Origin of the sequence: Pseudochrobactrum sp. XF203 (genome assembly GCF_020341615.1) — a bacterium.
In the GTDB taxonomy this organism is placed as follows: domain Bacteria; phylum Pseudomonadota; class Alphaproteobacteria; order Rhizobiales; family Rhizobiaceae; genus Pseudochrobactrum; species Pseudochrobactrum saccharolyticum.
Window position 1 is genome coordinate 3,304,491 of record NZ_CP084392.1, and the last position, 13,495, is coordinate 3,317,985.

Annotated in this window: 15 protein-coding genes; 12 read left to right on the forward strand and 3 right to left on the reverse strand. The window is 50.3% G+C overall.

Annotated features, from left to right (window positions below):
* The 6 genes from LDL70_RS15155 (at position 1) to coaA (ending at position 4,330) form a co-directional block, all read left to right on the forward strand.
* Positions 1–534 (forward strand): DUF2628 domain-containing protein, encoded by a 534-nt coding sequence (locus LDL70_RS15155; RefSeq protein ID WP_225685539.1) that lies wholly within the window; start codon positions 1–3, stop codon positions 532–534.
* Between the two features lies 1 nt (position 535).
* Positions 536–1,186: an imidazole glycerol phosphate synthase subunit HisH gene (gene hisH, locus LDL70_RS15160; protein ID WP_225685550.1), complete on the forward strand. Its 651-nt coding sequence runs from the start codon at positions 536–538 to the stop codon at positions 1,184–1,186.
* On the forward strand, positions 1,183–1,926 hold the full coding sequence (gene hisA / locus LDL70_RS15165; RefSeq protein WP_075653924.1) for a 1-(5-phosphoribosyl)-5-[(5-phosphoribosylamino)methylideneamino]imidazole-4-carboxamide isomerase: 744 nt from the start codon (positions 1,183–1,185) through the stop codon (positions 1,924–1,926). The genes hisH and hisA overlap by 4 nt, the downstream gene beginning before the upstream one ends.
* Before the next feature lie 114 nt (positions 1,927–2,040).
* Positions 2,041–2,826 carry an imidazole glycerol phosphate synthase subunit HisF gene (gene hisF, locus LDL70_RS15170; protein ID WP_220158744.1) on the forward strand — a complete coding sequence of 262 codons (786 nt, stop codon included), beginning with the start codon at positions 2,041–2,043 and terminating at the stop codon, positions 2,824–2,826.
* Between the two features lie 171 nt (positions 2,827–2,997).
* Complete coding sequence (locus LDL70_RS15175; RefSeq protein WP_075653926.1) at positions 2,998–3,321, forward strand: phosphoribosyl-ATP diphosphatase; 324 nt, start codon at positions 2,998–3,000, stop codon at positions 3,319–3,321.
* 52 nt (positions 3,322–3,373) lie between these two features.
* Positions 3,374–4,330, forward strand: a complete 957-nt coding sequence (gene coaA / locus LDL70_RS15180) for a type I pantothenate kinase (RefSeq protein WP_022709266.1) — start codon at positions 3,374–3,376, stop codon at positions 4,328–4,330.
* A 63-nt stretch (positions 4,331–4,393) separates the two neighbouring features.
* Here the strand turns inward: coaA and lysM are convergent, their stop codons facing one another.
* The 3 genes from lysM to LDL70_RS15195 form a co-directional block, all read right to left on the reverse strand.
* Positions 4,394–4,843: a peptidoglycan-binding protein LysM gene (gene lysM, locus LDL70_RS15185; RefSeq protein WP_022709265.1), complete on the reverse strand. Its 450-nt coding sequence runs from the start codon at positions 4,841–4,843 to the stop codon at positions 4,394–4,396.
* Between the two features lie 142 nt (positions 4,844–4,985).
* Positions 4,986–5,426: an alternative ribosome rescue aminoacyl-tRNA hydrolase ArfB gene (gene arfB / locus LDL70_RS15190; RefSeq protein WP_151158834.1), complete on the reverse strand. Its 441-nt coding sequence runs from the start codon at positions 5,424–5,426 to the stop codon at positions 4,986–4,988.
* Between the two features lie 103 nt (positions 5,427–5,529).
* Positions 5,530–7,140, reverse strand: coding sequence for a phosphoenolpyruvate carboxykinase (locus tag LDL70_RS15195; RefSeq protein ID WP_213599596.1), 1,611 nt, complete (start codon positions 7,138–7,140; stop codon positions 5,530–5,532).
* A gap of 311 nt (positions 7,141–7,451) precedes the next feature.
* On the opposite strand from LDL70_RS15195, the gene LDL70_RS15200 reads away from it, so the two are divergent.
* From LDL70_RS15200 to ahcY, 6 genes are all read left to right on the forward strand, one after another.
* Positions 7,452–8,171 (forward strand): response regulator transcription factor, encoded by a 720-nt coding sequence (locus LDL70_RS15200; RefSeq protein ID WP_022709262.1) that lies wholly within the window; start codon positions 7,452–7,454, stop codon positions 8,169–8,171.
* A gap of 194 nt (positions 8,172–8,365) precedes the next feature.
* Positions 8,366–10,207, forward strand: coding sequence for a sensor histidine kinase (locus tag LDL70_RS15205; RefSeq protein WP_075653929.1), 1,842 nt, complete (start codon positions 8,366–8,368; stop codon positions 10,205–10,207).
* Between the two features lie 19 nt (positions 10,208–10,226).
* Entirely contained in the window at positions 10,227–10,709 is a 483-nt protein-coding gene (locus LDL70_RS15210) for an HPr kinase/phosphorylase (RefSeq protein WP_225685552.1), read from the forward strand.
* 285 nt (positions 10,710–10,994) lie between these two features.
* Positions 10,995–11,396, forward strand: coding sequence for a PTS sugar transporter subunit IIA (locus tag LDL70_RS15215; protein ID WP_022709258.1), 402 nt, complete (start codon positions 10,995–10,997; stop codon positions 11,394–11,396).
* Positions 11,397–11,475: 79 nt separating this feature from the next.
* A complete protein-coding gene (locus LDL70_RS15220; RefSeq protein WP_022709257.1) occupies positions 11,476–11,787 on the forward strand; it encodes an HPr family phosphocarrier protein in 312 nt (103 codons plus the stop codon).
* A 169-nt stretch (positions 11,788–11,956) separates the two neighbouring features.
* Positions 11,957–13,357 carry an adenosylhomocysteinase gene (gene ahcY, locus LDL70_RS15225; RefSeq protein ID WP_075653932.1) on the forward strand — a complete coding sequence of 467 codons (1,401 nt, stop codon included), beginning with the start codon at positions 11,957–11,959 and terminating at the stop codon, positions 13,355–13,357.
* Positions 13,358–13,495 lie beyond the last annotated feature (138 nt).

The following is a 13,495-nucleotide window of genomic DNA, read 5'->3' on the forward strand; positions in this document are numbered from 1 at the left end:
ATGGCCAGCTATATCGTTCTGGAACCAACGGACGCGGTAAAACTGAAACCGGTTAAAGCTGTTGCGGGTGACCATACGATTTTTGTGCGCGATGAATTTACCGTCTTCGCGCTGATCCTGCCGTTTCTCTGGCTGCTTACGCATCGTCTGTGGTGGCATGCGCTGATGGTTGCTCTGATCGGCTGGGGTGCATTCAGCGTTTTGGGTTCTTATCTTTCTTCTGCTTTTGTCGTTTCCGGCCTGTCACTTTTGCTGTCGCTGTTTGTTGCGCTGGAAGGGCGTAACTGGTATCTCACAGCGCTCAGACGCAAGGGTTATGAGGAAGTGGCACTCATCAGCGCCAATGACTTGAGCGATGCGGAAACTCTTTATTTTTATGGTGCTGCAAAACCGGCAGAAAAAGCAGAGCCTGTCTCTGTATGTTCTGACAATAAGGTTTTGTCCGGCACTGTGACCGGCACGGCGGTTCCTGCGGCAACACATGCTGCAGACGGCGCTATGATCGGTCTGGTTGATTATCACGGAAGGTCGTGACATGCGTGTTGCCATTATTGATTATGGTTCCGGAAATCTCAAATCGGTAGCCAAGGCTTTTGAACGTGCGGTATCGGATATGGGCAGTCCCATTCATGTGGATGTGACCAGTGATGCCAAAGCCGTACTGGCCGCAGATCATATTGTGTTGCCGGGTGTTGGCGCCTATGCCGATTGCCGTCGCGGTCTGGATGCTGTTTCCGGCATGGTTGATGCTTTGAGCGAAGTTGTTCAGCATAAAGCACGGCCGTTTCTCGGCGTTTGTGTTGGGATGCAGCTGCTTTCAACGCGCGGTTTGGAAAAAAGCATCACCAATGGCCTCAACTGGATTGAAGGCGATGTGCGCGAGATGAAGCCGTCTGATCCCGCTTTGAAAATTCCGCAGATCGGCTGGAATACCATCGAGCTGAACCATGCCCATCCGGTATTCAACGATATAGAAACCGGCGAGCATGGCTTGCATGCCTATTTCGTGCATTCCTATATGTTTGATGTGAAAAACAGCGCTGATGTGCTGGCAACCACCAGCTATGGCGGAGCGGTAACGGCGGCAATTGCGCGCGATAATATTGTCGGCACGCAGTTCCATCCGGAGAAAAGCCAGCGCCTCGGCCTTAAACTCATTACTAATTTCCTGAAGTGGAAGCCATGATACTTTTTCCGGCAATTGACCTGAAAGACGGTGAATGCGTTCGCCTGAAACTGGGTGATATGAACCAGTCCACGGTTTATAACACTGATCCTGCGGCTCAGGCGAAAGCCTTTGAAGATCAGGGATTTGAGTGGCTTCATGTGGTTGATCTGAATGGCGCTTTTGCAGGTTCCAGCGTCAATGGTGCGGCCGTGGAAGCCATCCTTAAAGCGACTAAAAATCCGGTTCAGCTCGGCGGCGGTATCCGCACGCTGGAACATATTGAGGCATGGCTTTCCAAGGGGCTTTCCCGCGTCATTCTCGGCACCGTTGCCGTGCGTGATCCGCAGCTGGTGATTGAAGCCTGTAAAGAATTTCCGGGCAAAGTCGCTGTCGGCATTGATGCCAAAGGCGGCAAGGTTGCGGTTGAGGGCTGGGCAGAGGCTTCAGAACTCGGCGTGATTGAACTGGCGCAGAAATTTGAAGGGGCAGGGGTCGCAGCGATTATCTATACGGATATTGACCGCGACGGTATTCTGGCAGGCATCAACTGGCCGTCAACTCTGGGCTTGGCAGAAGCCGTGTCCATTCCGGTGATTGCATCCGGCGGTCTGGCCTCGATGGATGATATTCATCGTATGACGCAAGCCGATGCCCGTAAGCTGGAAGGTGCAATTTCCGGTCGTGCACTCTATGACGGCCGTATTGATCCGGCTGAAGCGCTGGCACTGTTACGTGCCGCGAAGGAGGCCGCGCAATGACTTTAAAAGCACGGGTTATTGCTTGTCTGGATGTAAAAGATGGAAGTACCCGTCTGCCCGCAGCGCAGCGAGGACAGACAAACTTTAAAAAGACGCGCCGGACCGGAGGCGAAAATGCTTAAAGCACGGGTTATTCCATGTCTCGATGTAAAAGACGGGCGCGTCGTCAAGGGCGTCAACTTTGTTGACTTGATTGATGCCGGTGATCCGGTGGAGGCCGCAAAAGCCTATGATGCAGCGGGTGCCGATGAGCTTTGCTTTCTCGATATTACCGCTTCATCGGATAATCGTGAGACGATTTTCGATGTGGTTGCCCGCACCGCTGAACAATGTTTCATGCCGCTGACAGTCGGCGGCGGTGTACGTGCGGTTGCTGATATCCGCAAACTCTTGCTGGCCGGTGCTGACAAGGTTTCAATCAATACTGCTGCGGTACAAAATCCTGATCTGATTGCGGAAGCGGCAGATAAATTCGGCAATCAATGCATTGTTGTCGCCGTAGATGCCAAGAAAGTATCGGGCGCAGGAGAGGCGGATCGCTGGGAGATTTTCACCCATGGCGGCCGCAATGCAACCGGTCTTGATGCGATTGAATTTGCCCGCACAATGGTTGATCGCGGAGCAGGGGAAATCCTGCTGACCTCGATGGATCGTGACGGTACCAAAGTTGGCTATGATCTGGCGCTGACCCGCGCTGTGGCCGATGCCGTGAGTGTTCCGGTGATTGCCTCCGGTGGTGTCGGCTCTCTGGATGATCTGGTGGCCGGTGTGAAGGAAGGCCATGCCAGTGCGGTATTGGCAGCATCTATTTTCCATTTTGGCACTTACACAATTGAAGAAGCCAAACGCTATATGGCAAGTCACGGTATTGCCATGCGTCTGGATGATGTTCGAAATTAACAGATCAACCTGGTTTTCGGAGAGGAAACCAGGTTGATTTACTGATAAAATTAAGTTGTTTCATGCAATGAGGGGTGCTTTTCATCCCTCATTTGCTTTAAAGACCATTCGCATTGCTGTGCGGGATTCTCATCGCGCATTCTATAAATTGCACTGAAACAGGAGTGCAGCATGACAGATTTCACCCTTGCTGAGCTTGAGCAGATTGTTGCTAATCGCGCGGCTGCAACAGATGGTTCATCTTATACAGCCTCACTGATTGCCAAAGGTCAGCATAAGGCCGCCCAGAAACTGGGCGAAGAAGCGGTTGAAACTGTTATTGCGGCGATGATGCAGGATGAAAAAGCTGTCATTTCTGAAAGTGCCGATCTGCTCTATCATTTGCTGGTAGTATGGAAGATTGCGGGTGTGTCGCTGGAATCCGTGATGCAGGAACTGGATAAACGTACATCGCAAACCGGTCTTCAGGAAAAAGCTGCACGAAAACCGGAATAGACTGAAGCATTCATCTGGTTCCCGGGTTTATTCAGAGATCGAAATGCACTCCATGGATCTTTTCAAAAAGAAGCATTATTCGCCTTATCAGGTTTTTACCGCTGCGGAATGGGCAGAATTTCGTGCCGATACGCCGCTGACCCTGACACTGGATGAAGTGAAACGTCTGCGCTCGCTGAACGATCCGGTGGATCTGGATGAGGTACGCCGGATTTATCTGGCTTTGTCGCGTCTGCTGTCGACCCATGTGGAAGCGCTGCAATCGCTCTATAAACAGCGCAAACAGTTCCTGATGAAGGATGATACGGTCAAAACACCGTTTATCATCGGCATTGCCGGTTCCGTTGCGGTCGGAAAATCGACCACAGCGCGTATTCTGAAGGAATTGCTGAGCCGATGGCCATCAAGCCCTAAAGTCGAGCTGGTGACGACTGACGGCTTTCTCTATCCCAATGAAGTACTGCGTGCTGAAGGACGGATGGAGCGGAAAGGTTTTCCGGACAGTTATGACGCCGGTGCCATTCTCAACTTCCTGTCATCTATGAAGGCAGGCATGAGCCATGTTCAGGCGCCGGTCTATTCGCATCTGACCTATGACGTGGTTGCCGGTAAGCATGTGACCATTGACCGGCCGGATATTCTGATTTTTGAAGGCATCAATGTGCTGCAGGTGCGTGATCTGCCTGCGGACGGCAAGGCCGTGCCATTTGTCTCGGATTTCTTTGATTTCTCAATCTATATTGATGCTGATCCGGTGCTGATCCACAAATGGTATATCAACCGCTTCATGAAACTGCGTGAAACGGCATTCCGTGATCCGCAGAGCTTCTTCCATCGCTATTCGCAATTGTCGGAAGAGGCGGCATTGTCGATTGCCGAAGGCCTGTGGACGAATATCAATCTCAAAAACCTGTTTGAGAATATTCTGCCGACACGTCCGCGTGCCGATCTGATCCTGCGCAAAGGCGAAAATCATATGATTGAAGAAGTCGCTCTGCGCAAAATCTGAACTTCAAGTTGTAAAAAGAGCCCCGCTGTTGATGACAGTGGGGCTTTTTATTTTGAACCTGAATTATGCAAGTGGCGGAATACGCAGAACCTGACCCGGATAGATTTTATCCGGTGAGGTCAGCATTGGCTTATTGGCTTCAAAGATTTTCGGGTTTTTATCGCCATGGCCTTTGCCATATTGGGCTTCAGCGATTTTCCAAAGATTGTCGCCCTTTTTCACGGTGTAGAAAACCGGTGCCGCACCTTCAGCAGCGCCGTCAACTTTCAGTTCCGAGGCTTCCACTTTGGAAACACCGAGGGAGTTACCGACAGCAATAATCGCTTTTTCAAAAGCGGACTGATCTTTGACATTGCCGGAAAGTACAGCCTTGTCGCCCTGAACAGTTACCTGCACATCACTGGTACCGAGATTATGAGAATCCAGCTCTTTCTTCAGATCTTCTGCTTTAGGCTCATCGTCACCAAAGCCAAGTTTGGTACCAACCGATTTCACAAAATCAAATATGCCCATTCCGTTTCTCCTTTGAGTGTCAGATATCATCCGCTTAAAGAATATAGGCAGGTAAATGAATTAAGGAAGCCACCCGTATAAAATAACAGGGATTATCGGGTATTAGAGCGCCGTGTGCCAGATCTGGCACACAAAGGTCGCTCTAATCACCTTTGACACGCTGACGCATTTTCTTGACGTCTGCGCGACCGGATTTTGCTTTCAGGCGTCGCTCGACAGAGCCTTTGGTCGGCTTGGTCTTTTTCCGCGGTGGCGGTGGTGGTTTGGCAGCCTCAATAATCAAAGCAATCATACGGTTGCGGGCATCTTCACGGTTCTTTTCCTGACTGCGGAAGCGGCTGGCTTCAATCACAATCTCACCGTCTTTATTGGCACGCTGCCCAGCAAGGCTGATGAGACGCGCATAGACATCTTCCGGCAAGCCCGCTTGCATGGCTGCAAAGCGCAGCTGCACGGCTGTTGAAACCTTATTCACATTCTGTCCGCCTGGACCTGAAGAGCGGATAAAGCTCTCCTCCAGCAGGTTTTCATGAATGCTGATCCGGTTGGTAATGCGGATAAGATGTTTGTTTTGTTCCGTCATGAGCGGATTTATAACGGAATATCTGAAATCTGCGAAGATAAGTGCAGAAATAAAAAACGGTGCCTGAAAGGCACCGTTTTTTATTTCAGAAATGCAGATTTATTTATTCAGCAGCAATTGCCAGAGCCGGTGCCGCCGAACGGACTTCAGCATCTACATGATCTTCAAACTTGGCAAAGTTTGTGATGAACATGTTGGCCAGTTTTTTAGCCTGTGCGTCATAAGCAGCTTTATCCGCCCATGTTGAACGCGGGTCGAGAATGCTTGAATCAACACCCGGAACTGCAACCGGAACTTCAAAACCGAAGTTAGGGTCTGTGCGGAATTCCGCGCCATTGAGCGAACCGTCAAGTGCTGCGGAGAGCAGGGCGCGTGTTGCCTTGATCGGCATACGGTTACCGGTGCCGTAAGCGCCACCGGTCCAGCCGGTATTGACCAGCCAGCAGTCAACTTTGTGCTCAGCAATCAGCTTACGCAGCAGATCACCATATTCCGACGGATGGCGCGGCATGAAAGGCGCACCAAAGCAGGTGGAGAAGGTTGCTTCCGGCTCGGTCACACCTTTTTCAGTACCGGCAACCTTAGCGGTGTAACCGGACAGGAAGTGGTACATAGCCTGAGCAGGGGTCAGCTTGGCAATAGGAGGCATGACGCCGAACGCATCAGCTGTCAGCATGATAACATTCTTAGGCTGACCGGCAGTGCCTGTCTTGGATGCATTGGAGATGAAATCCAGCGGATAGGCTGCACGGGTATTTTCTGTGCGCGAACCATCGTTGAAATCCGGCTGGCGGTTTTCATCAAGAACAACATTTTCCAGCACAGTGCCGAAACGCTGTGTTGTGGAATAGATTTCCGGCTCAGCTTCTGCCGAGAGACGGATGGTCTTGGCGTAGCAGCCGCCTTCAAAGTTGAAGATGCCGTTTTCGCTCCAGCCATGCTCATCATCACCGATCAGCGTGCGTGTCGGATCAGCGGAGAGGGTGGTTTTACCGGTGCCGGACAGACCGAAGAAAATCGCGGTGTCGCCGTTTGGTGCTTCATTGGCTGAGCAATGCATCGGCATAATGCCTTTTGCAGGCAGAATGTAATTCAGAGCGGTAAAGACCGACTTCTTCATTTCACCGGCATAGGAAGTACCGCCGATCAGCACAACTTTGTTGACCAGATCGCAGGCGATCACAGTTTCTGTACGGCAGCCGTATTTTTCAGGATCAGCGCGGAAGGATGGCAAATCAATAATGGTCATTTCCGGCATGAAGCTCTGCAGGGCAGCAATTTCAGGACGGATCAGCAGGTTGCGGATGAACAGCGAGTGCCATGCAAATTCGGTTACAACGCGAACCTTGATATTGTGCTCGGCATCGGCGCCGCCGATCAGATCCTGAACAAACAGTTCTTTGCCTTTGGCGTGCTCAATGAAATCGGCATGCAGCTTGGCAAAATTTTCCGGGCTCATCGGCTTGTTATTGTCCCACCAGATCTGGTCTTCGGTGGTTGCATCACGCACAACGAATTTGTCTTTAGGGCTACGTCCGGTATGTTGTCCGGTCACGGCCATCAAAGCGCCCTGTGCAGTCAGAGTTGATTCACCGCGGCGGATCGACTCCTCATAGAGCTGAGCCGGTCCGAAATTATAATAGACCGCGGCGAGGTCTTTTAGCCCCGTCGTTGCAATGGAAGCAGCTGGATTGCGATTGCCAGTCTCGATCATAATTTTCACTCGCAGTTTTCATTGGTTGGTCGACAGCGCATTTTCTCTCCGCGCTAAGGCAAAGTCACAACCAGATTAGCGAGACAATTTCAAATCTTTAATCGTTTAAAATTTTTTAAATTTTTTTTAAATCGTTTTTATGGCAATTTATTATGCCGCTATCCACATAAGCAAGGTGTCTGGAGCGGGTATAAATTGCAGGCGAAGCATCAGAAAAATCGCCGCTGCCTTACTTTGTACTTAATTTGTCCTGCTTAAAAGACGTGCTATATAAGTTGAATAGTCGAATTTGATTGAGGAGAAGCGACCTGATGAGGGAAGTTCCGGTAACACAGACCATTGCGCTCGTAGATGATGACCGCAATATCCTGACTTCTGTTTCCATTGCTCTGGAGTCGGAAGGCTATCGGGTCGAGACCTATACAGACGGTGCTTCCGCGCTGGATGGTCTGATGGCGCGTCCGCCAAATCTTGCAATTTTCGATATTAAAATGCCGCGTATGGATGGTATGGAACTGCTCCGCCGTCTGCGCCAGAAATCTGATCTGCCGGTGATCTTCCTGACATCGAAAGATGATGAGATCGACGAATTATTCGGCCTGAAAATGGGCGCGGATGATTTTATCACCAAGCCGTTCTCCCAGCGTCTGCTGGTAGAGCGTGTTAAAGCGGTGCTGCGCCGTGTGGCGGCTCGTGAAGGTGCGGTTAAAAATCCGGGTCAGCCGACAAAGTCATTGCAGCGCGGCCAACTGGAAATGGATCAGGAGCGCCATACCTGCACATGGAAGGGCGAACCGGTTACATTGACGGTGACTGAATTCCTTATCCTGCATTCGCTGGCACAGCGTCCGGGTGTTGTGAAAAGCCGCGATGCGCTGATGGATGCCGCTTATGACGAGCAGGTTTATGTGGATGACCGCACGATCGACAGCCATATCAAGCGTCTGCGTAAGAAATTTAAAGTTGTTGACGATGATTTTGAAATGATTGAGACGCTTTACGGTGTTGGCTATCGCTTCCGCGAGGCGTAAAAGCTTCGCAATATAAGAAAGCACGAGGCGTAAAAGCCTCGCATTTTAGAAAGTACGAAGTGTAAGCGCTTCGTAATATAAAAAAGCCCGAAGCGTGAAGCTTTGCAAATATAGCTGATATAAAGGCACGGAGCGGTTATAATGCATTGCATAACCGCTCCGTATTAATTCGCTGAAGGAACTGATCGCCCTCAATGGTCGCAGAAACGGAAAACAGAACGACATTGCGCCGCAAGGAACGTCTTGCGCGCCGTCAGCGCTCGCTTGTCTGGCGGCGACTGTTTTCACCGCTGCGCCGTACATTGGGCAATTATGTTTTCTCCAGTCTGACCAAGCGTATTCTGTTTCTTAATCTGGCAGCGCTTGCGGTGCTGGTTTCGGGGATCATGTATCTCAACCAGTTTCGTGATGGTCTGGTGGACGCGAAGATTGAAAGTCTTCTGACGCAAGGTAAGATTATCGCGGCTTCCATTGCCTCATCGGCAAGCGTTGATACCAATTCGATTATGATCGATCCGGATAAGCTGCTGGAGCTGCAAGCCGGTCAGAGTATTACTCCGTCACCGGATTCTCCGGATAACTGGGAGTTTCCGATCAATCCGGAAAAAGTAGCACCACTGCTGCGGACATTGATTTCTCCGACCAGTACCCGTGCGCGTATTTACGATAATAATGCCAATATCCTGCTGGACTCGCGCCATCTCTATTCACGCGGACAGGTGCTGAGCTATGATTTGCCGGTACTGGATGAGGATGATCAGAGTTTTGGCGAGCAGATCAGCACATGGTTCAATAATCTGATTAACCGCAACAGTTTGCCGCTCTATCAGGAGCCGCCGGGCGGAAATGGTTCTGTTTATCCGGAAGTGATTACAGCTTTGACCGGTTCTTCCGGTAAAGCACAGCGCCGGAATGAAAAAGGCGAGTTGGTTGTCTCGGTTGCCGTGCCGATCCAGCGTTACCGTGCGGTGCTCGGTGTCTTGCTGATGTCGACCGAAGGCGGTGATATTGATAAGATTGTCCGCGGTGAGCGCAATGCGATCCTGCGTGTCTTTGTTGTTGTATCGCTGGTGATGGTGATCCTGTCGCTGTTTCTGGCTTCTACGATTGCTAATCCGTTGCGCAAATTGTCTGAAGCAGCGGATCGTGTGCGCCACGGTATTAAAGGCCGTGTTGAAATTCCGGATTTCTCCGACCGTCAGGATGAAGTCGGCCATCTTTCCACATCGATCCGCGATATGACCGATGCGCTTTATGCACGTATTGAGGCGATTGAAAGTTTTGCGGCCGATGTCAGCCATGAGCTGAAAAATCCGCTGACTTCTCTGCGCAGTGCAGTTGAAACGCTGCCTCTGGCGAAAACCGAGAGTGCTAAAAAACGTCTTCTTGACGTGATCCAGCATGATGTGCGCCGCCTTGATCGTTTGATTACAGATATTTCCGATGCATCGCGTCTGGATGCCGAACTTGCCCGTGAACATACGGATCGGGTGGATATGCAGGCACTGCTTAATAATATTGTGGCAGCTGCGAGAGAAGTGCGCCGCAATAAAGTGGGCACAAAAATTCTGCTGGATATCGGCAAGCTTCCGGCAGGGGCAAAAGGATTTTATCTGCCGGGGCATGATTTGCGGCTTGGTCAGGTTGTTTCTAACCTGATTGAAAATGCCCGTACCTTTGTGCCGGAAGATAATGGTGAAATCAGAATTTACCTGAACCATAAAGGTTCAAAAATTCAGGTTGTCGTTGAGGATAATGGTCCGGGTATCGGCGCTGAAAATATTGAACGTATTTTCGAGCGTTTCTATACGGATCGCCCGTCTTCGGAGGCTTTTGGTCAGAATTCCGGTCTGGGGCTTTCAATCAGCCGACAGATTATCGAAGCACATGGTGGTACACTAACAGCTTCTAATATTCCTGACCCTGAAGATGCTGAACATTGGCTGGGTGCGCGGTTCCTGATTGATCTGCCGGCGGAATTACCGGAAAACACCAGACGTCAGCGTGCACAGGCGGCACAGAATACGGAAAACTGATAATAAAGCGGAGAAACGCATGAGCAATTCTGAAAGTTTTGTGTTTCACGCCACATCTCTGGTTCTTGGTTCCTTTGGCATTTTAATATGCGGTGCTTCCGGCTCGGGAAAATCATCGCTGGCGCTCACTCTGATCGAACGTGCGCAGCAGACAGGCCGTGTCGGCACATTGATTTCTGATGACCAGACGACGATCAGTACAGAAGAGGGGAAGCTGATCGCTTCCACACCTTCAGCGATTGCCGGTGCTGTTGAAATTCGCGGGGCAGGTTTATTTGAGGTGCCGTATCAGCAACAGGCAGAGATCAACCTGCTTGTAGAGCTGGTGAGTGCAGATAAAGCGCCCCGTTATCCGGCAGATGAAAAGCGCGAACTGGCAGGAATTATGGTTCCTGTGCTGGTCTTGCCGGAATTGGCAGGGGATTGCGATTCGCTGCAATGTGCCAGAGCGATAGAAGCGACTTTATTTATGAAACGCTGGGGCAGCCGTGAAACTGCCTGAAAGCCCTTGTTTTTTAACGGCTGGTTTAGAATAAAATCTGTGTTTCAGTGCGGCATAACCGACGAAAGCCGTGGGGGGCTTTATTTTTTGCTTGCACTCATTATTCTCGGTGCCAACATAGAAGGTCTGGCCAATATTAAAAATCTGAGCCTGAATTCAGAAAATAACGGCCATAAAATTTATGTCTTAGGGGTAAATGTCTGAACTTTTGGTTCGGATTGAGCTTACAAGCTTTTATATTGTGAGTGCGACAATGGAAAAGCGACCAGCAGGAGCAGTTTAATAATGATCGGACTCGTGCTTGTTACGCACGGAAGGCTGGCCGAAGAGTTTCACCATGCTGTTGAGCATGTTGTCGGCCCTCAGGAAAATTTCGAAACCGTTAGTATCGGTGCCGATGATGATATGGAAAAACGTCGTGAGGATATTGTCGCGGCGGTTGCTAAGGCCGATCAGGGGCAGGGTGTTATTATTCTGACCGATATGTTCGGCGGAACACCTTCCAATTTGGCAATTTCGGTGCTTGATGCGGGCAGGGTTGAGGTCATTGCCGGTGTTAATCTGCCGATGCTGATTAAACTGACCAGTGTGCGTCAGTCCGGTGATATGGAAGCATCATTGCGTGAAGCGCAGGATGCAGGCCGTAAATATATTAATGTTGCCAGTCAGGTACTGACGAGTAAGTAATAATCTCAGGTACTGACGAGCAAATAACAAAGTCAGGCACTACGGGTAATCAGATTAGGCACTGACGGGAAAAATAAATATGGCTCAGGTTGCTGTCAGCGGATGTTATGAGCCTGATAAGGCAGAGACCCGCAAATTTACGATCGTGAATAAGCGGGGTCTGCATGCGCGGGCTTCGGCAAAATTCGTGCAATTGGTGGATAGTTTTGACGCTCATGTCCGTGTTGAAAAAGACGGAATGAGTGTTGGTGGCACATCGATTATGGGGTTGATGATGCTTGCCGCATCACCGGGATGTTGCATTGATGTCAGCGCCTGCGGCGTTGAGGCAACAGCCGTACTTGATGCGCTGGAACAGCTTGTCGGCGATAAATTCGGCGAAGAATGCTAAAGAGACTTATTTCAGTTTTTAAAAGCACCGGTCACTCCGGTGCTTTTTTATTGGCTGACTCAGGTTACATAAAGATATAAAGATTACCTTATATTTTTGTTTGAGCCGCTTTCTCTGATCTGCTACACATATTTTTATTGAAGTTGTAACAGCTGAAAGCGGAGTGCAGATGTCTGTATCGGGAGAATATATCATCAAGGATATCGGTCTGGCTGACTGGGGACGCAAGGAAATTGTCATTGCGGAAACAGAAATGCCGGGTCTGATGGCATCGCGTGAGGAATTCGGGCCGAAACAGATATTGAAAGGCGCACGGATTTCCGGCTCCCTGCATATGACAATTCAGACTGCCGTACTGATTGAAACACTGCAGGCGCTGGGTGCGGAAGTGCGCTGGGCATCCTGCAATATTTTCTCGACACAGGATCATGCGGCTGCGGCAATTGCGGCTGAAGGTACACCGGTTTTCGCAATCAAGGGCGAAACTCTGGAAGAATACTGGACCTATACGGACAAAATTTTCCAGTGGCCGGATGGCGAGCCTTCCAATCTGATCCTCGATGATGGCGGCGACGCTACCATGTATATTCTGATCGGTGCACGCGCTGAGGCCGGTGAAGATGTGCTGTCAAAACCGGGCAGTGAAGAAGAGGAAATTCTCTTCGCTCAGATCAAAAAACGTATGGCAGAAACACCGGGCTTTTTCACCCGCCAGCGCGCGGCGCTGAAAGGTGTGACGGAAGAAACGACTACCGGCGTAAACCGCCTTTACCAGTTGCAGCGTGCCGGTCAGCTGCCTTTCCCTGCGATTAACGTCAATGACAGCGTAACCAAATCGAAATTCGACAATAAATACGGTTGTAAAGAGTCGCTGGTGGACGGTATCCGTCGCGGTACCGATGTGATGATGGCCGGTAAAGTCGCTATTGTTTGCGGCTATGGCGATGTGGGTAAAGGGTCTGCCCAGTCACTGCTCGGTGCCGGTGCCCGCGTGAAGGTCACGGAAGTTGATCCGATCTGCGCTTTGCAGGCGGCAATGGATGGTTTTGAGGTGGTCACGCTCGACGATGCCGCAGCGGATGCGGATATCGTCATCACCACAACCGGCAATAAAGACGTCATCACCATCGAGCATATGCGCAAGATGAAAGATATGGTGATTGTCGGCAATATCGGCCATTTTGATAATGAAATTCAGGTCGGTGCGCTGCGCAATCTGAAATGGACAAATATCAAGCCGCAGGTGGATATGATCACCTTCCCGGATGATAAGCGTCTGATCCTGCTATCCGAAGGTCGTCTGCTCAATCTCGGCAATGCAACCGGTCATCCAAGCTTTGTGATGTCGGCCTCTTTCACCAATCAGGTGCTGGGTCAGATCGAGCTGTTCACCCGTGGCGAGACTTATAAAAACGAAGTCTATGTGCTGCCGAAACATCTCGATGAAAAGGTTGCGCGGCTGCATCTGGCCAAGCTTGGCGTGAAGCTGACTGTGCTTTCTGAGGAACAGGCTGCATATATTGGTGTAACACCGCAGGGGCCGTTTAAATCGGACCACTACAGGTATTAACTATAGTTTAATTAACATACAACATATTGTGGCCGGAAGGATTGACATTCTTCCGGCCTTTATTTTTGCGCCCGCAGCGCTTCAAACAGATTCCCTGTAGCTGTATTGTGCTATGATTCGAAGATAATGGCAGAAAAT